This is a genomic window from Mesorhizobium sp. P170090 (assembly GCF_057786115.1).
This window is the reverse complement of the sequence record NZ_JBYNWH010000001.1, coordinates 4,312,395-4,331,661: the sequence shown is the minus strand read 5'-3', so window position 1 is coordinate 4,331,661 and position 19,267 is coordinate 4,312,395. Positions and strand designations below refer to the sequence as shown.

Below are 19,267 nucleotides of genomic sequence, written 5' to 3'. Positions count from 1 at the left end.
GCGCCAGTCCGCTAGCGTACTGGACCGTTACGCCAAGCTTTGTCTGTACGGCAGGGGTCGGCGGCTATGGCGACGGGTTCATTCCAATCCGCCGGATAAGCACCCGTCCAATCACGGCGAGACCGATGCCGACCAGCAGGGAGAAACCGCCGAGCATGCCGGCCAGCCCGGCAAGGAACCAGCGTCCGGCGAAGCTGTCGACGGAGGCATTTTGCGGATTGGTTGGGTCGTAAGCGACAGGGACGCTGTCGCCATCACCCCAGAACGAGCTGTGGACGGCATTGTTGAAGCGGATGACGGTGCCGTCGGCGGTCGAGAACTCGATGCGGGGATTGTATTCGGCGGCGACAATCCTGCCTGTCGCCGAAGCGGTACGAGGGCCGTACATCTCGACGATGGCCAGCACGCCGGAAGCGATCAGTCCGACAATGCCAAAGATGATGAACACCCTGCCGACGACCGGCAACGCTGCAAAACCCGTTACACGACTACCATTGGCCATCTTTTGCTCCTGGGACAGACGGATAAGGCTAGACTTCATCCATAAAGCAAACATCTGCCGCACGGGAGATGGGTAAGTGCGCAGCGGACTTCTGATTGCATGATGCCTATTGTGGCGACGCAAAAAAGTTTTGGTGGCGATGGATTAAGATCCCCGCCTGTTTCGTAAACGGGGCATGAAACGGTCGATGCCACGCTTCGATATTGTCGGACAGCTGGGTTCGCTCAGGCGCTACGCACGCTCGCTGACGCGCGACGGCACTGACGCCGAGGATCTGGTGCACGATGCGCTGGTGCGCGCCTACGAGCGGCGCGACACGTTCCGCTCGGGCGGCAATCTGCGGGCATGGTTGCTGTCGATCGTCCACAACGCTTTCATCGACAAGATGCGCTCGCGCCGGTCGGAAGCAGCGCGTGTCGAGCAGGCCGGCTATCTCACCGATGCCAGCACGCCGGCGCCTCAGGAACATTCCGTGCGACTGGCGCAGGTGCGCGAGGCCTTTTTCAGTCTGCCGGAGGAGCAGCGTTCGGCGCTGCATCTGGTCGCCATCGAGGGCCTTTCCTACCAGCAGGCCGCCGACGCCAGCGGGGTGCCGCTGGGCACGCTGATGTCGCGCATCGGCAGGGCGCGCGCAGCACTGCGCGAGATGGAAAACGCTGCACCTTCGCCGGCCAAAAGCCATCTGAGGATCGTGGGAGACCCGTCATGACCGACCTGTTGCGGGACCCGGTGACCGATACCGATCTCGATTCTTATGTCGACGACCAGCTGGATGTCGCGCGCCGCATCGAGGTCGAGGCGTTCCTCTCGGTTCGTCCGGAGGCTGCGGCGCGGGTGATGTCCGACTTGAGGACGCGCGACGAACTGCGCCTGGCGCTGGCTGCTTCCACAGGCATGGCGCGGCCGGCGACGACTGAAGTCGCGCGCCGGCTGGGCAGGGGACTGGCCAGTCGCCGCGTCTTCGCCGTGCTGCAGCGGGTGGCCGCGGTCGCCGTCTTTGTCGCTGCCGGCTGGCTGGCGAACGGCCTCTTCGGGCCGCTGCTGGTGACCAAGGTCGTGGCTTCGCCGCCGCCGCCCGCCTATGTCGAAGAAGCGATCCGGGCGCACAAGACGACGCTCATGCGCGAGGCGATGCCCTCGCAGCTGGAGGCGCCCAACTACAATGGCCACGAAATCCGCGCCGCCACCGCAATCGTCATGCCATCGCTGCCCAAGGACTGGAAGGTCCGCGACGTGCAGATCTATCCGTCGCGCTTCGGGCCGAGCGTCGAAGTGGCGCTGGAGACGAAGGATATGGGGCTGGTCTCGCTGTTTGCGATCCGGCCCGGAACCTTCGACGTGGTCAAGCCTGCCATCGCGCCCTCCGGCGACATCTCCTCTGCCTATTTCCAGATCGGCGAGGTCGCGTACGCGGTCGTCGCGCGCAGCGATGTCCACGACCTCGACCGCGCCGCCGAGACGCTTGCCAAGACACTTTACTGATCAGGACACTTTACTGAGACCACATAAGGAGAACCCGCATGAATACCCCTGACCTCGGATACCGCATGGGCACTGGCGCGCGCGCCGGCGCCGTCTATGACGAGGGCCTGCGCAGCCACATGCTGCGCGTCTACAATTATATGGGCATCGGCCTCGTCGTCACCGGCATCGTTGCCATGGTGGTGTCCTCGACGCCGGCCCTCTACGTGCCGATCTTTTCCAGCCCGCTGAAATGGGTGGTGATGCTGGCGCCGCTCGCCTTCGTGCTGTTGTTTTCGTTCAAGATGCAGACGATGTCGGCGGCGAGCGCCCAGTTGATGTTCTGGGCCTTCTGCGCGGTGATGGGCCTGTCGCTGGCTTCGGTGTTCCTGGTCTTCACCGGCACCAGCATCGCGCGCACCTTCTTCATCACCGCCACCATGTTCGGCGCCACCAGCCTCTACGGCTACACGACCAAGCGCGACCTGACCCAGTTCTCGTCGTTCCTGATCATGGGTCTGATCGGCGTGGTGATCGCCAGCGTCGTCAACATCTTCCTCGGCTCGACCGCGCTGCAGTTCGCCATTTCGGTGATCGGCATCGCGGTGTTCGTTGGCCTGACCGCCTGGGACACGCAGACGATCAAGGAACAGTATGCTGAGAATTTCGACGCGGAATCGCAGCAGAAGCTCGCCGTCTTCGGCGCGCTGTCGCTCTACCTGAACTTCGTCAACATCTTCCAGCTGTTGCTGAATTTCACCGGCGAGCGCGAATAGTCGAACCGTAGCAAGGCAACAATCTCGATCTCGCAGTGGCCGGAGGTGAATCTCCGGCCACTGTCGTTTTGGCGTGGAGACATCGCTCCTCTATCAGCGCGATGTCGCGCCCTTGAGTCCACGCGGGCTTTTGCTAACCTGCCGCTCGCACGCAGCTTTCCGCGAGAACGCATGGAACAAGTGACGCTTCACGGCGACGGCATCTCGGCAACCATTGTCGGGCAGGGGGCCGAGCTCATCTCCTTGCGCAATGCCGAGGGTCTGGAGTTTTTGTGGCAGGCCGGGCCGGAATGGCGGCGGCATTCGCCGGTGCTGTTTCCGATCGTCGGCCGGCTGAAGGGCGACCAGCTCCGCCATGGGGGCCAGGTCTATCCCCTGACGCAGCACGGATTTGCCCGCGACAAGCCGTTTGTGTGGGCTGCTGAGACGAGTCCCCGATCCTGCACGCTGGTGTTGACCGACGATGCCGATACACGCACGCGCTATCCGTTCGCCTTTCGCCTTGCCATCACCTACACGCTCGAGCGTCGCGAACTTGGTGTGAGCTTCGAGATTGCCAACACCGGCGACGAGACGCTGCCAGCCTCCATCGGTGCACATCCGGCTTTCAATTGGCCATTGCAGCCGGGGCTCGCCAAGACAGACTACCACCTGACCTTTGCCCAGAACGAGCCGGCGCCGATCCGCCGGCTGAAGGATGGCCTGGTGGTGGCTGCACCACAGCCGACGTCCATCGAGGGCAAAACGCTGGCGCTTTCCGAACAGCTGTTCGAGGCAGACGCCGTGATCCTCGACCGGCCGGCCAGCACCAGCGTGCGCTATGCCGCCGCGAACGGTGCGGCGATCGAGATGTCGTGGCAGGGTTTTAAGGAATTGGGCATCTGGTCGAAGCCGGGCGGCGCTCCGTTCCTGTGTATCGAACCCTGGCACGGGCTTGCCAGCCCCGTGGATTTCGATGGCGAGTTCGCGGACAAGCCGGGCGTGATGCTGATCGCGCCCGGTGAAAAGCGCGTGCTGAGCTATCAGGTACGGCTCGAGCATGCGCCGCTGTGACCGATGAACCAGAGACAGGCGCGATGAAACTTGGCTTCATCGGCACGGGTGCCCTTACAGCGGCCATTGTCAGCGGGCTCAAATCCGTCGCGGATAACTCCGTCTCCGTGCTGCTGTCGCCGCGCAATGAAGAGATCGCCGCAGAGCTGGCAGCCCGTTATCCGGATGTGTGTATCGCTGATGACAATCAGGCGGTTCTCGATCAATGCGACCTAGTCATGCTGGCTGTCCGGCCGCAAATTGCGCATGACGTCCTGCCGGGTTTGCGGTTTCGGCGCGAGCATCACCTCATCAGCTTGATCGCCACGCTGCCGCGCGAGGAGATTGCCGGCTTGACCGCACCCGCGCACCAGGTGACGAAAGCGCTGCCCATGCCGATGATTGCCCACCGGCTGGGGGCAACGATCATCTGCCCGCCGGATGCCACTGTCGCTGCCTTGTTCGGCAGTCTGGGGAAAGTGATCGAGGTCGAGAACCCAGCCGAATTCAATGCGCTGAGCGTGGTCACCGCGACCTATGCAAGCTACTTCAGATATCTCGATACGATCAACAGCTGGCTCAAGAAGAATGGCGTCGAGGAAGGAAAGGGGCGCGACTACATCGCCTCGCTTTTCAAAGCCTTGGGAAGCGCTCCTGATATGTCGCCGGATGCCGACTTCATGCATCTGGCGCAGGACTATGCGACGCGCGGCGGCATCAACGAACAGGTTCTTCGCGAACTCACGGCGCGAAACGTCTTCGAGGCGCTCACCGAGAGCCTGGACGGCGTACACCGGCGCATCGTCGGCGATACGCCTTGATGGGCGGTACCTTGAAATTCCCTGATGATCAGGAGTATGGCTCCACCGGATGTTCCGGACCGTTCGGGAGGGTCGGAGGATGCCTGGATGCTTGAAATTGGGCTTTGTGACAGCGGCGCTGGCTGTGCTGATTGTCTTTCCGGTCGCTGCCGCCGACATCGACCGCGCCAGCCTCTACCGCGCGCAATCGGTGACCAGCGGCACTGGCGAGGAGAACCGGGCGTGGGGCCTGGCGCCGTGCCTTGAAGAGGTGCTGGTCAAGGTTTCCGGCGACCCGCGGCTGATCGGCGACCCGCGTGTTGCGGACATGAGCCGGCACGCAGCCGACTATGTCACTGGTGTCGGCTACCGCGACCTGCTCAACAACCGCCCGCCGCATGACGAGCAGGGCACCCACGACCGGCCGCATTACATCACCGCCGATTTCGACCCGGACAAGATCGATGCCTTGCTGGCGTCGCTCGGGCGCAAACCGTGGGCGGTGCCGCGGCCAAAAATCGTCGCACTGCTCGATGTAAGGCCGATGAAAGGCGAGGGCTTCACGCTGGTGCGCGATGGCGGCGGTGAGTTTGCGGCGGATATGCGCGTTGCGCTGGCGGACGCGGCGCACCGGACCGGTTTGCCGCTGGAGTTGCCTCGGCCGTCCGACGTCGCGCTCGCCGACGTGGCCAACACGCTGGATGGGGACGCCCTGCTTGCCGGCACTTTGGTATGGCGCCAGGAAGCGCTGGGCTGGGTCGGCGACTGGCGGCTCAGCTTCAAGGATAAGGAGTATCGCTGGCAGGTACGTGGCGTCAGTTTCGACGATGCGTTCCGCAACGCCACGCGCGGAACGCTGCAGATCCTGTCGGGCAATGGAGAGCCGGAAGCCGTCACGCCCTGATTTCAAGGGAACCTTCTTGCCGGAGCGCCGTAAACAAAGTGGCGGGCAAGCTTTGAGCAAGGAGGTAGAATTGCAACATCGCCGGATCGACGTTGACGGAAACAGCATCTTCTATCGCGAAGACGGCCCGCCTGATGCTCCCGTCCTTCTCCTGCCGCACGGCTATCCGTGCTCGTCCTATCAATTCCGAAGGTTGATGCCGGCACTTGCCGATCGCTGGCATACATTCGCGCCGGACTTTCCCGGCTTTGGCTACAGCGGCACGCCCGAAATGTCGGACTTTGGCTATGATTTCGATGCATATGCCGGGTTTCTGACAGCTTTCGCCGATGCGCTCGGCACGTCGCGCTATGCGCTCTGGCTGCACGATTATGGCTCTCAGATCGGACTGCGCCACGCCATCGCACATCCCGAGCGCATCGCCGCACTCATTATCCAGAACGGTGACATCTACGAGGACGTTCTCGGGCCGAAATACGCCGCCATAAAGGCCTATTGGAATGAGAAGACGCCCGAAAAGCATCGGCCGTTGGAAGAGGCGGTAAGCGAGGAGGGCTTCCGGCACGAGTTTGTCGGAGAGGTGGATGACGCTGTAGCCGAGCGCGTGCCTCCCGATCTTTGGAAACTCCACTGGCCTTTGATGGACACGCCGATCCGCCGGCGGCTCGCGGTCAACCTGATGGAGAAGCTGGAGGCGAACCTCGGCTGGTTCCCGCGCTATCAGAGCTATCTGCGCGAGCACCAACCGCAAACGCTCATCGTCTGGGGCCCCGAGGATGGTTACATGCCGGCACAATCGGCGCATGCCTACCACCGCGATTTGCCGGAAGCAGAACTTCATCTCATCGGCGGCGCCGGCCACTGGCTGCTCGAAACCCATTTCGATGAGGCGCTTCCCCTGGTGCGCGATTTTCTGGCGCGCGTCCACAGTCAGGAAGCGAAAGGGACGGGCCGGGCGTAGACACCGTTGCGGCCACCCGATCAATCTGCAACCATGGCGTCATGATGGAGAAGTCCGCCGCGCCCTGGCCTCTGCTGCAAATCGCGATCGAGCCGAAGTCGCGGGCCGATCAGGAGAAGCTGCTTGTCACTTCGTCCAAGCTCGCGCCTGACGACCGCGACCCGTCCGCTGCCATGGCCATGGCCAGATGACGTCGCCAAAATTCTCCTCGCGGGCAGGGTTCCTTGTCGGCCTCGGCATCACGCCCGTCGCCTTTTTCCTGGCGCTCTATTCGGCCGGAGCCGGGCATGGGGACTATGGGCTGGCGCGACTTCTCTATCCGGTCCCCATGCTGGCAACGCTGTTGACCAACACAACGATCACCGGCCTTTCCATCGGATTGGCTGCGCTGCAGTTTCCTGCCTATGGGGCATTTGTTGCGGGCGCCGGCGGCTCCAGATGGCTGGCCCTTGGCGTCTTCCATCTTGTTGCAATCGCAGCAGCCTTCAGCGGCCTCCTGGAAAGCTTCTCGGGATGACGCTCCTGTTCGTTATCCCGGCGCGGGCCGGTCGAGCAGGAAGTCGAGGCCTTTGCGAAAGGCGCCATCCCTTGAGAAATGAAGACCACGCCAACTCATTTCGCCACTGCTTCGTCAACGTTCCTCCCGCCAAGCAATCAGAGCCGCCGGCCTGCATCTCAGTCAGCAGGGCGTATATTGGCACGCCCCTAATGGAAGCAGCAGCCACTATGAAAAGTCGCATAAGATAGATTATGGAACTTATGCATCAGGTTGCAGCTGGGAAATGACGCGGATTTCATGGCATGACCGACGCGTGTTGCCTTGAGCCGTTGGCCAACGCTACGCTGTGTCGATGACGACAGGAAAGCGTGACATCGAAGCGGCGATCGAAGTGTTCGTGCACGGCTTCAGTACCGACAAGAGCCGTTCCTTTCCCTACGAAGCCAGCCGCGTCGGACCCTTGTGGCTGATGCGCGATGCCGAGCGCAAGAATGCACGCGACTACCGTGGCGAAGAATGGATCGTCCATGACGTCGCCGCCGAGGAAGCCGATGCCATCGTGCGGCAGCATGCGCGGCCAAGCTTTGCCGTTTCGGTCGTGATCGCGAATGACGGCCCGGACGAACCGACGCGAACTGCCTACAAGGCGCTCGGCTACCGGCTGCTGCGGACGGAAGGCTTTTTCGTCCAGTCGCTGCGCCAAATTCCAGACCCGCCAGCAATCGTCTCTATCGAACGCGTGAGGACGGCTGAACGCGCTGCACAACTGGGAAAGGTCATACGCAGGCGGCCACTTCCAGACGATCAACTCGGCGACGATGCGCCGTTTCGCCAGTATGTGGCGCTCGATGGCGACGCCATCGTCGGGCGTGTGCGCAGCATAGACGCCGTCGGCGCCACATGGTGCTCGGCAATGTTTGTCGAGCCTTCGCACCGGCGTCGAGGCATCGGCCAGGCGCTGATGGCCAAAATGCTGCATGACGACAAAGCGCATGGGTCGCGGTGCTCGATGCTGTTGGCGACGCGTGCCGGAGCGCTGCTTTATCCCCGCATGGGCTATGAGCGGATTGGAACGCTGCTGATCTTCGCGCCGAAGAACCGAACGTCCTTATAAGGATCTGCTCGTATCATGCTGTCTCATAAAGGAATTTCGATCACCATGCCGTCATAGGCCGGAGTGACGTTGGCCGGCACCTCAGCCTTGACCGTGGCATAGTCGAGCGGCACGTGCATATGCGTCAGCACGGCCTGTTTCGGCGCCAGTTTTTCAATCCAGCCGAGCGCCTGACCGAGCGACAGATGGCTGGGATGGGTATGGTACTGCAAGGCATCGATGACCAGCATGTCCAGGCCGCGCAGCCGCTCGGCGGTGGCATCCGGGAAGTCGCTTATATCGGGGCAGTAGGCCAGCCCGCCGATGCGGAAGCCGAGCGAAATGATGTCGCCATGGATCTGCGGCAGCGGCTCGAGGGTGAGGGCACCGCCCTCGCCTTCGATCGTCACCGCCCTTGCGTGATCGATGATGTGCGGCCTGACGATCGGCGGATAGGAACTGCCAAACGGCGTCTCGAAGCAATAGCCGAACGCTTCGCGCAGCCTGAGCATGGTCGGCTGGTCGGCATGGACATCGATCAAATGGCGCTGCTCCAGCACGTAGCCGCGCAGATCGTCGATGCCGTGGATGTGGTCGGCGTGCGGATGCGTATAGACGACGGCGTCGATGCGCCGGACGGCCGCCATCAGCATCTGCTCACGGAAATCAGGCCCGGTGTCGATGACGACCGTGGTTCTGGCGCCGTTGGCTGCTATCCGCTCGACGAGCGCGGCTGAGCGTGTACGCCGATTTTTCGGATTGGCCGGGTCGCAATTGCCCCAATCGCCGGTGATGCGCGGCGTGCCGGGTGACGAGCCGCAGCCGAGGATGGTGAGGCGCAGCCGGTCGCTCATGCGTCAGAGCCCGGCGGGCCGCGGCATCTTGCCGAACAGCCGGAAGAAGTTCGCCGTCGTCAGCGTCGCGATCTCGGCTTCGCCAACGCCGACCGTCTCCGCCAGCACCTTGGCTGTATGCGCGACATAGGCCGGCTCGTTGCGTTTGCCGCGGAACGGCACCGGCGCCAGATACGGCGCGTCGGTCTCGACCAGCAGCCGGTCATGCGGCACATCGGCTGCGATGGCGCGTAAATCGGCGGAGTTCTTGAAGGTCAGTATGCCCGAGAAGGACACATAGCCACCAAGCGCCACGCCGACCTCTGCCAGCCGTCGCCCCGACGAAAAACAATGCAGGATGAAGGGGAAGGCGCCCTTCCCTGTTTCGTCTTCGAGGATGGCAGCCATGTCGTCATCGGCATCGCGCGAATGGATCACCAGCGGCAGCCCGGTCTCGCGCGCAGCTGCTATATGAGTGCGAAAACCCTGCGCCTGCGCATCGCGTGGCACCTTGTCGTAAAAATAGTCGAGCCCGGCCTCGCCGATCGCCACCACCTTCGGGTGCGCGGACAGGCGCACAAGGTCCTCAGCCGTCACATCCAGCTCTTCGCCGGCATTGTGAGGATGGGTGCCGACCGAGCAATAGATTTCGTCGAAACTCTCGGCAATCTCAAGCACTTGCGCAAACCGCTTCACGCGTGTCGAGATGGTCACCATGTGACCTATACCGGCAGCCTTGGCGCGGGCGACGATGGCGGCCCGCTCCTCGGTGAAATCCGGAAAGTCGAGATGGCAATGGCTGTCGACGAGCATCAGGCGCTCGCCTCAGGGTTTTCGACATAACGCGGAAACACGCCCTCCGGCGCGGGCAGCGCCGTGCCGGGCACCAGCGCATAGTCGGCATGGACATGCGCGAAGTCGCGCGTGTCCGCCGGCACCGCCAGCAGATCGAGCAGCTTGCCGGCCGACCCCGGAATGTAGGGCTGGCACAGCAATGCCACGCGCCGCACCAGTTCGGCGGTCGTCCACAGCACCGTTTCCATGCGCGCCGGATCGGTCTTCTTCAGCGCCCAGGGCGCCTGCGAGGCGAAGTAGCGATCCGCTTCCGCCACAACGCCGAAGATCGCCGCCAACGCGAGATGGATGCCCTGTTCCGCCATCGCCTGGCGCGCGGTACCCAGCGCTTCCACCGCCTGGTCGAGGATCGCGCTGTCGGCTTCGGTCAGCTCGCCGCGATGCGGCACCACGCCGCCGCAGTTCTTGGCGATCATCGACAGCGAGCGCTGCGCCAGATTGCCGAGACCGTTGGCGAGATCGGCATTTGTGCGGTTGACGATCGCGTCATGGCTGTAGCTGCCGTCCTGGCCGAATGGCACCTCACGCAAGAAGAAATAGCGCACCTGGTCGAGGCCGTAATGCTCGACCATGGTGAAGGGGTCTACGACATTGCCGACCGACTTCGACATTTTCTCGCCGCGGTTGAACAGGAAGCCATGCGCGAAGACGCGCTTCGGCAGTTCGATGCCGGCCGACATCAGGAAAGCCGGCCAGTAGACGGCATGGAAGCGGACGATGTCCTTGCCGATAATGTGCGTGGCCGGCCAGTAGCGCCATTGCTCGGCCTTGGTGTCGGGATAGCCGGCAGCGGTGATGTAGTTGGTCAAGGCATCGACCCAGACATACATCACATGCTTGTCGTCGCCGGGCACCGGCACGCCCCAATTGAAGGTCGTGCGCGAGACCGAGATGTCCTTGAGGCCGGACCTGACGAAGCTCATCACCTCATTTCGGCGCTCGGCCGGACCGACGAAATCGGGCTGGCTTTCGTACAGCGCAAGCAATTTGTCCTGATAGGCGGAAAGCCTGAAGAAGTAGCTTTCCTCCTCATTCCATTCGACCGGCGAGCCAAGCGGCTCGCGGCGCACGCCGTCGTCGCCAAGCGTGGTTTCGCTCTCTTCGAAATAGGCTTCCTGGCGGACCGAATACCAGCCACTGTAGCGGTCGAGATAGATGTCGCCATTGGCCGCCATCGCCTTCCAGATCGCCTGGCACGACTCGTAGTGGCGTGGTTCCGTCGTGCGGATGTAATCATCATTCGAGCCGCCCAGGACCTCTGTCATCGAACGGAAGATCGCCGAGTTGCGGTCGGCAAGCGCGAGTGGCGTTATGCCTTCCTTCTCGGCCGTCTGCTGCATCTTGAGGCCGTGTTCGTCAGTGCCGGTGAGGAAGAGCACGTCCTTGCCGTCCAGGCGCTGGAAGCGGGCCAGCGCGTCGGTCGCAATGACCGTATAGGCGTGGCCGATATGCGGCTTGCCGTTCGGATAGAAAATTGGTGTCGTGATGTAGAATGTGTCGCGTGACATGAATTAACCGTCATGAATGGCCGAATGAATGTGAGCGGTGGATATCGCATCGAGACGGCGATTGCCATCCCGCCCCAATGCCGAAACCGGTCACATTCGCATTGCGGAATTCAGGCGGTCGATCATGGTCAAGGCGTGCTGCTTCTTGTCAAGATTGTAGGTATCGGTCTCAGATATGGCGTTCAGCGCCTCGTGCCAAGTGTCGGACAGCGTTTTCGCCCGCGCGAGATCCCCAGCCAGCGCGGCTTCACTGGCGCCGGTGGAGAGCAGATCGAGCGCGCGGCGGTTGAAGATGTCGAACTGGATCGCCTGGTCGCGGCCGGCGACGGCCTCGGCAAGGCGATAGGCGCCGGCGATGTCGCTCCTGCCCGACGTGACCAGGGCGTCGAGCGTGCCGGCAATCTCCAGCCCGCCATATTGGGTCAGAAGGATCGCATTGCGGGCGCTGCCCCCTGCCCGTTCCGCCAGTGCCGCGCGCGCGGCAGGATCGGAAGGTGGCGGCGGCTCGACGGTTTCCAGAACGCTCATCAGGCTGCCGGCATCGAGCGGCGTCAGCCGCACCATCTGGCAGCGCGAGCGGATGGTCGGCAAAAGGCTGCCCGGCGCATGCACGATGAGGATGAACAGCGTGCGGCTCGGCGGCTCCTCGAGGTTCTTCAGCAAGGCATTGGCGGCGTTGGTGTTCATGTCGTCGGCCGGATCGACGATCACCACCCGGTAGCTGCCGTCATGCGAGGTCAGCGACAGGAAGCGGTTGACCTTGCGGATCTCGTCGACGGTGACGACCGTCTTGAAGCTCTTGGTCTTGTCGTTCAGCGGCCTGGTCAGATGCAGCACGCCGGGATGCGCCCCGGTGGCGATCTGGCGAAACAGCGATGAGGCCGGATCGGGAACGGCAAACACATCCGGCGCCTGGTCGAAGGCCGGATGCTTCAACAGATGGTGCGCCAGGTGAAAGGCAAGCGTCGCCTTGCCGATGCCGATCGGCCCGGCAAAGATCACCGCATGCGGCAGTTTTCCCGAGCGATAGGCGGCAGCGAGCATCGCGGCCGCCTGCTCATGGCCGACCAGGCGCAGCGTCTCGGACGGCTCCGGTACACCGTCCAGCGTGTCGTGCTGCTCGGGAGCGATGCGTTCGAAGATCATGCGGGCGCCGCCTGTCGGTTGCGCGCGGGCGCCCTCGCCTCAAGTGCGGCGAACACCACCGCGGTGATGACATCCTCCACCGCAGCGGGAGGCGCCGACGCGTCGATCACGATGCAGCGGTCCGGCTCGGCCGCTGCGATCGCCAGGAAGGCGTCACGGCGGCGCTGGTGGATGTCCAGCGTCTCCTTTTCGAAGCGGTCCGGACCGTCCTCGGCGCCACGCCGCGCGGCGGCGCGCCGCAAGCCCTCGGCGGGGTCAATGTCAAGGATCAGCGTCATGTCCGGCATCATGCCGTTGATGGCGACCTCCTCCAGAGCTTCCATGAAAGCCGGATCGAGGCCGCCGGTGACGCCCTGATAGACGCGCGACGAATCCAGGAAACGGTCGCAAAGCACGATGGAGCCGCGCTCCACCGCCGGCCGGATGACCTGCTCGACATGGTCGGAGCGTGCGGCGGCAAACAGCAGCGCCTCCATCTTCGGCCCGAAAGGCTCGGCGGCGCCGGACAGGAGCACGTGCCTGACCGCCTCGGCGCCGGGTGACCCCCCGGGTTCGCGGGTGAGGAGGACATCGTATTTCTTGGCGCGCATCTTCTGGGCCAGCCGCTCGATCTGCGTCGACTTGCCGGCGCCCTCGCCGCCTTCGAAGGTGATGAAAAATCCGCTTGCCAATCGAAAGGCCTTTGTCCTGCTTTGCGCTGGTGTCTTAGTCCGCGCCCGAGAAAAGGTCCACGCCGCAGGAACTCAACGCAGCCAGCCTACGGCCAGTTCCCTGGCGGCATCAAACGCTCGTTGCGGCAGTGTGCCGACGCCAACCGATTCGGCGGCGAAAAGCGGGGTTTCCTGGCTCAGCGTGTCGCCGATCCAGACGCGCAGCGCGCCGACGGGCTGTCCCTCCTCCACCGGCGCCGATACCGGCCCCTGATAGACGATCCTGGCGGTCAGCTTGTCGCGGTTGGCGATCGGCAGCAGGACGTCGATGGGCGCCTTTGCCTTCAGCGCTACGCTGGATTTGGCGCCGCCGAACACCTGGGCCTCGCCGACCACTTCGTTGCTGGCGAAAATCTCGGTCTTCTCGAAGGAGCGGACGCCCCATTCAAGCAGCTTGCGCGCTTCCTCGGCGCGCTCGCGGTCGTTGGCCAATCCGCTCATCGCCGCGATCACCCGCGTCCCGTCATGGCTGACCGAGCCGACGATGCCGAAACCGCCCGCCTCACTCGACCCGACCGCCAGCCCATCGGCACCGATGCCCATGGCCAGCAATGGGTTGCGGTTCTTTTGCGAGATCTTGTTCCAGGTGAAATCGGCCCGGCCGTAATAGAGATAGAGATCCGGATATTCGCGCCATATATGCAGGCCAAGCTGCGCCAGTTCGCGCACTGTCGTCTGCTGGCCGTCGGCCGGCAGGCCGGTGGAATTGACAAATGTCGATTTCGGCAGCCCGATCTGGCGCGCGCGATCGTTCATCTGCGCCGCGAAATTCTCTTCCGAACCGGCCATGCCTTCGGCCAGCACCATGCAGCCGTCATTGGCGGCCTGTATGGTGACCCCCTGGATCAGATCCTCGACCCGGATCGCCGATTTGAGCTTGGCAAACATGGTCGACGTTCCCGAAGGCGCACCGCCCTTGCGCCAGGCATTTTCCGAAACCACGAAGGTGTCGTCGAGGCTCATGCGCTTCGACTTGATGGCGTTGAAGACCATCTCCATCGTCATCAGCTTGGCCATCGAGGCCGGCGGGATCGGTTGGTCGGCATCCTTGGAAAACAGCACCGTGCCGGTTTCGGCATCGATCATGAAAGCCTGCGTGGCCTTGGTCTCAAAAAGCTGCGCGTTGGCCGGAACCAACGCGGCAAGCAAGAAGCCAAGGCCAAAAAGCCCGGCAAAAGGGTGGAAAAGGCGAAATCGCATGAAGAGGCTCGACTGTTAGCCGGCAGAAACTTGCCGCAACGCTATCAGGCTTCTTCCCGGCGGATCAACCGCGCAATGACAAAACCGGCGTGCCTTTGTTGGTCAGTTGCGCACAGCCAGCGCGTCCGGCGCGCCATGCGACCATGCCGCGCGCAAGAGGTCGTCGACATTGCCATGGCCATCCGGATAGAGATTGACCGCGTACCAGTCATTGCCGTCGAGTTCGGTGCTCTGGATTTCGGTCCTGCCGAACGGTTCGAGAGCCGCAGCCACCCGCTTTGCCTCGGCAGCATCGTCGAAGGATCCGGCGGCGACATAGTCGGAAACGGCAGGCGATGCCTGCGGGTTGGATTTCTTCCACGATTGCAGGATGTCGGCTGGCGACATGCCCTGGTCGTCAAGCGCTGCAAAGACGTCGGCGCGCTGTACGCGCTCATCCGCATAGGAGAGCGAAGCCACGGCAAAGGACGATTCCGGGCGCTGAGGCACGATCGGCCCGAATTCAGGCAGCGTCACATCGCTTGAGGCCGGTGCCTGCATCGACATCACTGGCTGTGTGTCGGAATTCGTCAACTGACCAGGAAACGGCACTACGGCAGGGGGTGCGCCAACAGATAGGCTCGGCGAAGGTCCGTTCATCGCCACCATGACGCCGGTCGGCAAGCCATCGGACGGGTCCGGGCGGTTGTTGCCCGGGCGATAGGAGGCGACCAGATATTGGTCGTCGTCGCCGTCGAGCGGCGCGCGGCCGATATATTCCACTTTGACCCTGGCCGTGCCGACCTTGGCATAGTCGAGCATTTGCGCGGCGCGTTCCGAGACATCGATGATGCGTCCCTCATGATAGGGGCCGCGGTCGTTGACGCGCACGATGACCGAGCTTCCGGTCTCGGTGTTGGTGACACGGGCATAGCTCGGCAGCGGCATGGTCGGATGCGCCGCGGTCAGATGGGTCATGTCGTAGACTTCGCCATTGGCTGTGAGACGACCGTGGAAGGCATCGCCATACCAGGAGGCGAGACCGACCTTGGCGTAGCGCTTGTCTTCCTTGGGGTAATACCACTTGCCGCGCACCTGATAGGGCTTGCCCAACTGGTCGCGGCCGCCGCCGCGCCGCATGTACTGAACGCGCGGGCTGGCCTTCACGCCGTACTCGGTCTCGGCAAAATATTCCTTCGAGCGAGGCTTCTTGTAGACCATGGCTTTCGGCTCGGACTGCGGCGACGCGCACGCGGCCAGCAACGCAGCCGAAAGAGCGCACAACACCAAAGCAGGAGCGCGACGAAGACGCCGATGCGTCGTGGTCTGCATGTTTTCCGATGTCCCCTACCGTCTCGACACAGGCGCCGCTTCTAGAATTTCGGCGGAGCCAGATGAGCAATGCCTGCGACGCGCCAATCCCCATCCCTTGTGCGCAGGAATTGTTTATCAGCGTATTAATCGATTGTGTCCGGAACCGGGCAGGAATGTGGCGGCCAGGTCCCGGGCTGGCCGGGCGCCTGTGAGGAGGCATCCGAGACCTCTGTCCTTTGGAGTCTGGAAGTGAACCTGTGGCATGAAGCGCGGCTGCCTGGAACCGACCGACCCGAGATACGTTCTGCGCCTCATGGATGAATTCATTGAACGTTTCGGGCAACAGACGTGGCTGCCCTTTTCCGTAATTTCAGCCAGGCTTTTGCTCGCGGCCGTCCTTGGCTCCATCGTTGGGATCGAACGCGAATGGCGTAACCGACCGGCCGGATTGAGGACACACATCCTGGTCTGTGTTGCGACGGCTCTAATTGCCATCCTCACGATCGAGATTACTCATCTTCACGTCTTCGATGGTCAGGAAATCGCCATTGATCCTATCCGCTTGATCGAAGCCACGACTGCCGGCGTGGCATTTCTGGCCGCGGGCTTGATCTTCTTCTCCAAGGGCGAGGTTCAAGGGCTTACCACTGGGGCGGGCATGTGGCTGGCAGGCGCCATAGGCCTGGCGGTTGGGCTCGGGTTCTGGCAGATCGCGGCTTTGGCTACCTTGCTCGCACTTGTCGTGCTGGGTCTTCTGCAACTTGTGCAGGTCGGCAGCAAGGATCGCAATTAGATCCCGGCTCCTTCGAAAACGGGTTCGCAGCTCCGTTCGGGTAACGAACGCCACCCCCTATTATCCATGGCAGCGCCGATGGTTGACTTGGCGATGGGCAACGCTCTAGAGAAATGAACCGCAAGCTGGTCCGGAAGGATAGGTATCATTCGATACCAACTGTCGTTCACTGGGTCGGTTGATGTTCCTAGATGATTGAAAAGTCACGTTGGAGGGATGGCCGAGCGGTTTAAGGCACCGGTCTTGAAAACCGGCGTGGGTGCAAGCCCACCGTGGGTTCGAATCCCACTCCCTCCGCCAGATATTTGGCTACCGTGCTGAATTGCCTCTGTATTTTCAAAGAGGGCCAAATCTTTCCTAAGTTATTCCTAACTTTCTAAAACGAAGAAGCCTGCCACCGCGAGGCAGCGGGCCAGCGTGAGCGCAAACGTTGCGCCAGCCTCAGGATCAACGTTCGTCCTGGCGATAGAGCCGTTTGGTCGCGCGGTCGCTTTCCATGCGTTCTGCAGGACCACGGTGGCGTCGGGTCATAAGAACGTATGCCATCAATAGGGCCAGCAACAGTGGCCCACCAGCAACGACGATCAACCACATCACACTTTCAAACATGAGGCATCTCCTTCACGTCACAACCGTCAAGGAGAAGAACCGTTCCGTTCAAAGTTACAGCAACACCAGCACCTCCTGCGACTGAGGGCCGTTTTCCCATGTGACCGTTTCGGAAATCCGGGCTCCGCTGCAACAAAAGGCTGCGGCTGCACGTTGCGGTTGATCATTCAACCAGGAGCAAAGCAAATGGCCGACGACAAAACGAAGACGGACTTCCGCGATCGGGACCGCGTCTCTGCCGATGAGGATTATGAAGTCGAGTATTTCGCCACCAAGGCCGGCATCACCCCGCAGCAGGTCAAGGAATTGATCGCGAAGCACGGCAACCGACGCGAGACGCTGGAGCGGGAAGCGAAGGCTCTGGGGAGCGGTAGGTAGGCCGGCATGCCAGAGTACCAGGTGGAAGAGTGGCATGGAGAGGAGTGTGTCTCAACTCAGGCCACGAGCGCCGATGATCCGTTATCTGCGGTAGAGAAGGTCACGGGCCAAAGGGTGTCGCCTAGAGCGCTTCAGGAGCATTGGTTTCGTGTGGTCGATGAAGATGCGCGAAGCACGCATGAATTCAGCCTTGAGGACGGCGGCCCGGCTGGAGATTTCGCAAAATAGCCATGACCAGAATCTCGGACCTGCATTGGGACCAACGCTGCAGATAGGCGAGAAAGGTGCAGCCGCCGGGCGGACCCGACGGCTTATCGTCGATTGGATCGCTGCCGCCGCATGGGGCCTTAAGGCGCGGCCGGCGCCAGCTTGGCGGCTACTTGGTCGATCTTGTCGGCAAGTACGCTATTGGCCCAATCTGTCACCTCAGGGTCAACGGGCTTGTTGGCCATTTGGGCAAGGGCTGCATCGATCGATGGGACGTTGGCAGCGGCAGCTGTGGCGGCGGTCTGAGCAGCGGCCGCATCCTGGGTGGCGTCATCGAGCGCTGCCTGTGCTGCATCGAGGTCGGCCTGCGTCGGGACATCTTCGGGCGGGGTATTCGGGTCAGCCGCTTTCGCATTCAGCGCGTCGAGCGCCGCTTTGGCGTCGGCAACCGCCTGATTAGCGGCATCGAGCGCCGATTGAGCGTTCTTGGCTATTGCCGACTGTGTCACAAAAGCCTGCACGCCAGCGAAGTTCTTGCTCTTGGAGTGCATAAAGGCGTTGGCGTTGCGCTGCAGTGAGTTCAATCGGCCCAGCTTGGCATGGATATTCTTTTCCTTGGACACTGAACCGGTAGCGGCCTTGGCGACCTGGCCCTTGGCGGATGCCGACTTGCCGAGCGAACCGCCGCCTCCGCCATTGCCGCCAGCATTACCGTTTCCTCCGCTATTGCCATTGCCATTGCCGTTACCGTTACCATTGCCATGGCCGTTACCATGGCCGTTGCCACCAGCAGCAGCCAGGGCCGGCGACACCAGAAGCGAGAACACCGCAAATGCAGCAAAAAGGGTCTTTCGGGATGTCATAACTACCTCCGAGATTGCCACCGCCACTAACCGCTATAGCGGGCAACATGAGGAATCGCTAACACAAAGGGTAAACTTGGATATAGCTGTGCTTTCATTGCGAGAACGAAGCGGCCGGCCGGCGAAACGCCAACCAGCATAACTCTTTGAAATTGCTGAAGTAGATCACCCTCGTTGGGACCGGCCGGCCTTCCGAACTCAAAGGTCCTAGACCGCTCGGACCAAGGTCTTAAGCCGTGGTTTCGGCCGCGACTCAGAAGTCGTGACGGCGCGGCGACCTTCGGTAGTCGGCACCGTATCGGCCTGAGGCCGAGCTCGACATCGATCCGCTGCTGTGTCCCAAAACACCGCCTAAGTGGTTGTATTCTCTGTCTTTTGATATAAGCGCTAGTCTGAGGTAAATTTCGACCGGCATCTGGCGGGCTTACGTTATGCAGCATCGAACGTTCTTTGGCGGCAAGGTCACCGAGATCCCCACTTCGTTACATTGCGATCCCAGGGGAATGCTGACCGCTATCGAGTTCAGCGGTTACAATTTCCAAGCCGTGCGGGCGTTCGTCGTCACCGCGCCGCGCGGCACGTCGCGGGGCGGACATGCACACGGCTCGGGCCGGCAATTGATGATGCAGCTGTCGGGCCAGATCGGCATCGAATTTCGCTATCAGGAACAGATCGAACGGCTGACGCTCACCGCATCGAACCGCGCGGTGCTGGTCGATGCCCCGGTGTGGGCGCTGCAGACCTATGAAGGCGAGAACCCGTCTTTGCTGGTTTTCTGCGATACCGAATACGACCCTGAAAACTACGTATCGAACCCCTGATGACACTCATCGGGAAAGGAGAG

The 19,267-nt window shown here is 62.3% G+C and carries 23 protein-coding genes and 1 tRNA gene; 14 read left to right on the top strand and 10 right to left on the bottom strand.

The features are described from left to right. Positions 1–64: 64 nt before the first annotated feature. The gene (locus tag AC3EML_RS20985; RefSeq protein ID WP_352520374.1) at positions 65–502 is read right to left on the bottom strand and encodes a DUF3592 domain-containing protein; all 438 of its coding nucleotides are present in this window, start codon (positions 500–502) and stop codon (positions 65–67) included. 175 nt (positions 503–677) lie between these two features. On the opposite strand from AC3EML_RS20985, the gene AC3EML_RS20980 reads away from it, so the two are divergent. From AC3EML_RS20980 to AC3EML_RS20935, 10 genes are all read left to right on the top strand, one after another. Continuing rightward, the gene (locus AC3EML_RS20980; protein WP_023688465.1) at positions 678–1,211 is read left to right on the top strand and encodes a sigma-70 family RNA polymerase sigma factor; all 534 of its coding nucleotides are present in this window, start codon (positions 678–680) and stop codon (positions 1,209–1,211) included. Further along, positions 1,208–1,984, top strand: coding sequence for an anti-sigma factor family protein (locus AC3EML_RS20975; RefSeq protein WP_352520373.1), 777 nt, complete (start codon positions 1,208–1,210; stop codon positions 1,982–1,984). The genes AC3EML_RS20980 and AC3EML_RS20975 overlap by 4 nt, the downstream gene beginning before the upstream one ends. Before the next feature lie 38 nt (positions 1,985–2,022). Then, the gene (locus AC3EML_RS20970; RefSeq protein WP_023668937.1) at positions 2,023–2,739 is read left to right on the top strand and encodes a Bax inhibitor-1/YccA family protein; all 717 of its coding nucleotides are present in this window, start codon (positions 2,023–2,025) and stop codon (positions 2,737–2,739) included. 171 nt (positions 2,740–2,910) lie between these two features. Further along, entirely contained in the window at positions 2,911–3,792 is an 882-nt protein-coding gene (locus AC3EML_RS20965; protein WP_352520372.1) for an aldose 1-epimerase family protein, read from the top strand. Between the two features lie 23 nt (positions 3,793–3,815). After that, positions 3,816–4,592 carry a pyrroline-5-carboxylate reductase gene (locus AC3EML_RS20960; protein ID WP_023734024.1) on the top strand — a complete coding sequence of 259 codons (777 nt, stop codon included), beginning with the start codon at positions 3,816–3,818 and terminating at the stop codon, positions 4,590–4,592. 106 nt (positions 4,593–4,698) lie between these two features. Further along, positions 4,699–5,475: a DUF2066 domain-containing protein gene (locus AC3EML_RS20955; RefSeq protein WP_352520561.1), complete on the top strand. Its 777-nt coding sequence runs from the start codon at positions 4,699–4,701 to the stop codon at positions 5,473–5,475. A gap of 52 nt (positions 5,476–5,527) precedes the next feature. After that, on the top strand, positions 5,528–6,436 hold the full coding sequence (locus AC3EML_RS20950) for an alpha/beta fold hydrolase (protein WP_352520560.1): 909 nt from the start codon (positions 5,528–5,530) through the stop codon (positions 6,434–6,436). 44 nt (positions 6,437–6,480) lie between these two features. Beyond that, positions 6,481–6,627 (top strand): hypothetical protein, encoded by a 147-nt coding sequence (locus tag AC3EML_RS20945; RefSeq protein WP_023830016.1) that lies wholly within the window; start codon positions 6,481–6,483, stop codon positions 6,625–6,627. Further along, positions 6,624–6,953 carry a hypothetical protein gene (locus AC3EML_RS20940; protein WP_023696110.1) on the top strand — a complete coding sequence of 110 codons (330 nt, stop codon included), beginning with the start codon at positions 6,624–6,626 and terminating at the stop codon, positions 6,951–6,953. Before AC3EML_RS20945 ends, AC3EML_RS20940 begins: the two co-directional genes overlap by 4 nt. 334 nt (positions 6,954–7,287) lie before the next feature. Continuing rightward, on the top strand, positions 7,288–8,049 hold the full coding sequence (locus AC3EML_RS20935; RefSeq protein ID WP_023824941.1) for a GNAT family N-acetyltransferase: 762 nt from the start codon (positions 7,288–7,290) through the stop codon (positions 8,047–8,049). Positions 8,050–8,072: 23 nt separating this feature from the next. Here AC3EML_RS20935 and AC3EML_RS20930 read toward each other — a convergent pair whose 3' ends face one another. The 7 genes from AC3EML_RS20930 to AC3EML_RS20900 form a co-directional block, all read right to left on the bottom strand. Further along, a complete protein-coding gene (locus AC3EML_RS20930; RefSeq protein WP_352520371.1) occupies positions 8,073–8,882 on the bottom strand; it encodes an MBL fold metallo-hydrolase in 810 nt (269 codons plus the stop codon). Positions 8,883–8,885: 3 nt separating this feature from the next. Beyond that, entirely contained in the window at positions 8,886–9,674 is a 789-nt protein-coding gene (locus AC3EML_RS20925; protein ID WP_023832185.1) for a TatD family hydrolase, read from the bottom strand. Further along, positions 9,674–11,224 carry a methionine--tRNA ligase gene (gene metG, locus AC3EML_RS20920; protein ID WP_023832184.1) on the bottom strand — a complete coding sequence of 517 codons (1,551 nt, stop codon included), beginning with the start codon at positions 11,222–11,224 and terminating at the stop codon, positions 9,674–9,676. The genes AC3EML_RS20925 and metG overlap by 1 nt, the downstream gene beginning before the upstream one ends. Before the next feature lie 90 nt (positions 11,225–11,314). Further along, positions 11,315–12,370 (bottom strand): DNA polymerase III subunit delta', encoded by a 1,056-nt coding sequence (locus tag AC3EML_RS20915; RefSeq protein ID WP_023745049.1) that lies wholly within the window; start codon positions 12,368–12,370, stop codon positions 11,315–11,317. Then, on the bottom strand, positions 12,367–13,041 hold the full coding sequence (tmk, locus tag AC3EML_RS20910) for a dTMP kinase (protein WP_023668949.1): 675 nt from the start codon (positions 13,039–13,041) through the stop codon (positions 12,367–12,369). Before tmk ends, AC3EML_RS20915 begins: the two co-directional genes overlap by 4 nt. A 72-nt stretch (positions 13,042–13,113) precedes the next feature. Beyond that, on the bottom strand, positions 13,114–14,280 hold the full coding sequence (locus AC3EML_RS20905; protein WP_023736648.1) for a D-alanyl-D-alanine carboxypeptidase family protein: 1,167 nt from the start codon (positions 14,278–14,280) through the stop codon (positions 13,114–13,116). A 102-nt stretch (positions 14,281–14,382) separates the two neighbouring features. Next, a complete protein-coding gene (locus tag AC3EML_RS20900; protein WP_023830024.1) occupies positions 14,383–15,591 on the bottom strand; it encodes a septal ring lytic transglycosylase RlpA family protein in 1,209 nt (402 codons plus the stop codon). Positions 15,592–15,886: 295 nt separating this feature from the next. Here AC3EML_RS20900 and AC3EML_RS20895 point away from each other — a divergent pair, with 295 nt between their 5' ends. Together AC3EML_RS20895 and AC3EML_RS20890 are read left to right on the top strand one after the other, a co-directional pair. Beyond that, a complete protein-coding gene (locus AC3EML_RS20895; protein WP_027050850.1) occupies positions 15,887–16,366 on the top strand; it encodes an MgtC/SapB family protein in 480 nt (159 codons plus the stop codon). A gap of 210 nt (positions 16,367–16,576) precedes the next feature. Next, positions 16,577–16,666 (top strand) — tRNA-Ser (locus AC3EML_RS20890). A gap of 147 nt (positions 16,667–16,813) precedes the next feature. On the opposite strand, the gene AC3EML_RS20885 is transcribed toward AC3EML_RS20890, so the two are convergent. Then, positions 16,814–16,975: a hypothetical protein gene (locus tag AC3EML_RS20885; protein WP_023691300.1), complete on the bottom strand. Its 162-nt coding sequence runs from the start codon at positions 16,973–16,975 to the stop codon at positions 16,814–16,816. A gap of 186 nt (positions 16,976–17,161) precedes the next feature. Here AC3EML_RS20885 and AC3EML_RS20880 point away from each other — a divergent pair, with 186 nt between their 5' ends. Beyond that, positions 17,162–17,353, top strand: a complete 192-nt coding sequence (locus AC3EML_RS20880; RefSeq protein ID WP_023668952.1) for a DUF3606 domain-containing protein — start codon at positions 17,162–17,164, stop codon at positions 17,351–17,353. Positions 17,354–17,700: 347 nt separating this feature from the next. On the opposite strand, the gene AC3EML_RS20875 is transcribed toward AC3EML_RS20880, so the two are convergent. After that, positions 17,701–18,423 (bottom strand): hypothetical protein, encoded by a 723-nt coding sequence (locus AC3EML_RS20875; RefSeq protein WP_023668954.1) that lies wholly within the window; start codon positions 18,421–18,423, stop codon positions 17,701–17,703. 431 nt (positions 18,424–18,854) lie between these two features. Here AC3EML_RS20875 and AC3EML_RS20870 point away from each other — a divergent pair, with 431 nt between their 5' ends. Next, the gene (locus AC3EML_RS20870) at positions 18,855–19,244 is read left to right on the top strand and encodes a sugar 3,4-ketoisomerase (RefSeq protein WP_023832183.1); all 390 of its coding nucleotides are present in this window, start codon (positions 18,855–18,857) and stop codon (positions 19,242–19,244) included. Positions 19,245–19,267: the final 23 nt, after the last annotated feature.

What these genes read in the sequence shown, in the direction of transcription:
- AC3EML_RS20925 (WP_023832185.1), bottom strand. Translation starts at nt 9,674, where the DNA reads ATGCTCGTCGACAGCCATTGCCATCTCGACTTTCCGGATTTCACCGAG.
- AC3EML_RS20945 (WP_023830016.1), top strand. Translation starts at nt 6,481, where the DNA reads ATGGAGAAGTCCGCCGCGCCCTGGCCTCTGCTGCAAATCGCGATCGAG.
- AC3EML_RS20970 (WP_023668937.1), top strand. Translation starts at nt 2,023, where the DNA reads ATGAATACCCCTGACCTCGGATACCGCATGGGCACTGGCGCGCGCGCC.
- AC3EML_RS20905 (WP_023736648.1), bottom strand. Translation starts at nt 14,280, where the DNA reads ATGCGATTTCGCCTTTTCCACCCTTTTGCCGGGCTTTTTGGCCTTGGC.
- AC3EML_RS20985 (WP_352520374.1), bottom strand. Translation starts at nt 502, where the DNA reads ATGGCCAATGGTAGTCGTGTAACGGGTTTTGCAGCGTTGCCGGTCGTC.
- AC3EML_RS20960 (WP_023734024.1), top strand. Translation starts at nt 3,816, where the DNA reads ATGAAACTTGGCTTCATCGGCACGGGTGCCCTTACAGCGGCCATTGTC.
- AC3EML_RS20875 (WP_023668954.1), bottom strand. Translation starts at nt 18,423, where the DNA reads ATGACATCCCGAAAGACCCTTTTTGCTGCATTTGCGGTGTTCTCGCTT.
- AC3EML_RS20915 (WP_023745049.1), bottom strand. Translation starts at nt 12,370, where the DNA reads ATGATCTTCGAACGCATCGCTCCCGAGCAGCACGACACGCTGGACGGT.
- AC3EML_RS20965 (WP_352520372.1), top strand. Translation starts at nt 2,911, where the DNA reads ATGGAACAAGTGACGCTTCACGGCGACGGCATCTCGGCAACCATTGTC.
- AC3EML_RS20885 (WP_023691300.1), bottom strand. Translation starts at nt 16,975, where the DNA reads ATGTTTGAAAGTGTGATGTGGTTGATCGTCGTTGCTGGTGGGCCACTG.
- AC3EML_RS20930 (WP_352520371.1), bottom strand. Translation starts at nt 8,882, where the DNA reads ATGAGCGACCGGCTGCGCCTCACCATCCTCGGCTGCGGCTCGTCACCC.
- AC3EML_RS20980 (WP_023688465.1), top strand. Translation starts at nt 678, where the DNA reads ATGAAACGGTCGATGCCACGCTTCGATATTGTCGGACAGCTGGGTTCG.
- AC3EML_RS20975 (WP_352520373.1), top strand. Translation starts at nt 1,208, where the DNA reads ATGACCGACCTGTTGCGGGACCCGGTGACCGATACCGATCTCGATTCT.
- metG (WP_023832184.1), bottom strand. Translation starts at nt 11,224, where the DNA reads ATGTCACGCGACACATTCTACATCACGACACCAATTTTCTATCCGAAC.
- AC3EML_RS20895 (WP_027050850.1), top strand. Translation starts at nt 15,887, where the DNA reads ATGGATGAATTCATTGAACGTTTCGGGCAACAGACGTGGCTGCCCTTT.
- AC3EML_RS20900 (WP_023830024.1), bottom strand. Translation starts at nt 15,591, where the DNA reads ATGCAGACCACGACGCATCGGCGTCTTCGTCGCGCTCCTGCTTTGGTG.
- AC3EML_RS20940 (WP_023696110.1), top strand. Translation starts at nt 6,624, where the DNA reads ATGACGTCGCCAAAATTCTCCTCGCGGGCAGGGTTCCTTGTCGGCCTC.
- AC3EML_RS20935 (WP_023824941.1), top strand. Translation starts at nt 7,288, where the DNA reads ATGACGACAGGAAAGCGTGACATCGAAGCGGCGATCGAAGTGTTCGTG.
- AC3EML_RS20880 (WP_023668952.1), top strand. Translation starts at nt 17,162, where the DNA reads ATGGCCGACGACAAAACGAAGACGGACTTCCGCGATCGGGACCGCGTC.
- AC3EML_RS20870 (WP_023832183.1), top strand. Translation starts at nt 18,855, where the DNA reads ATGCAGCATCGAACGTTCTTTGGCGGCAAGGTCACCGAGATCCCCACT.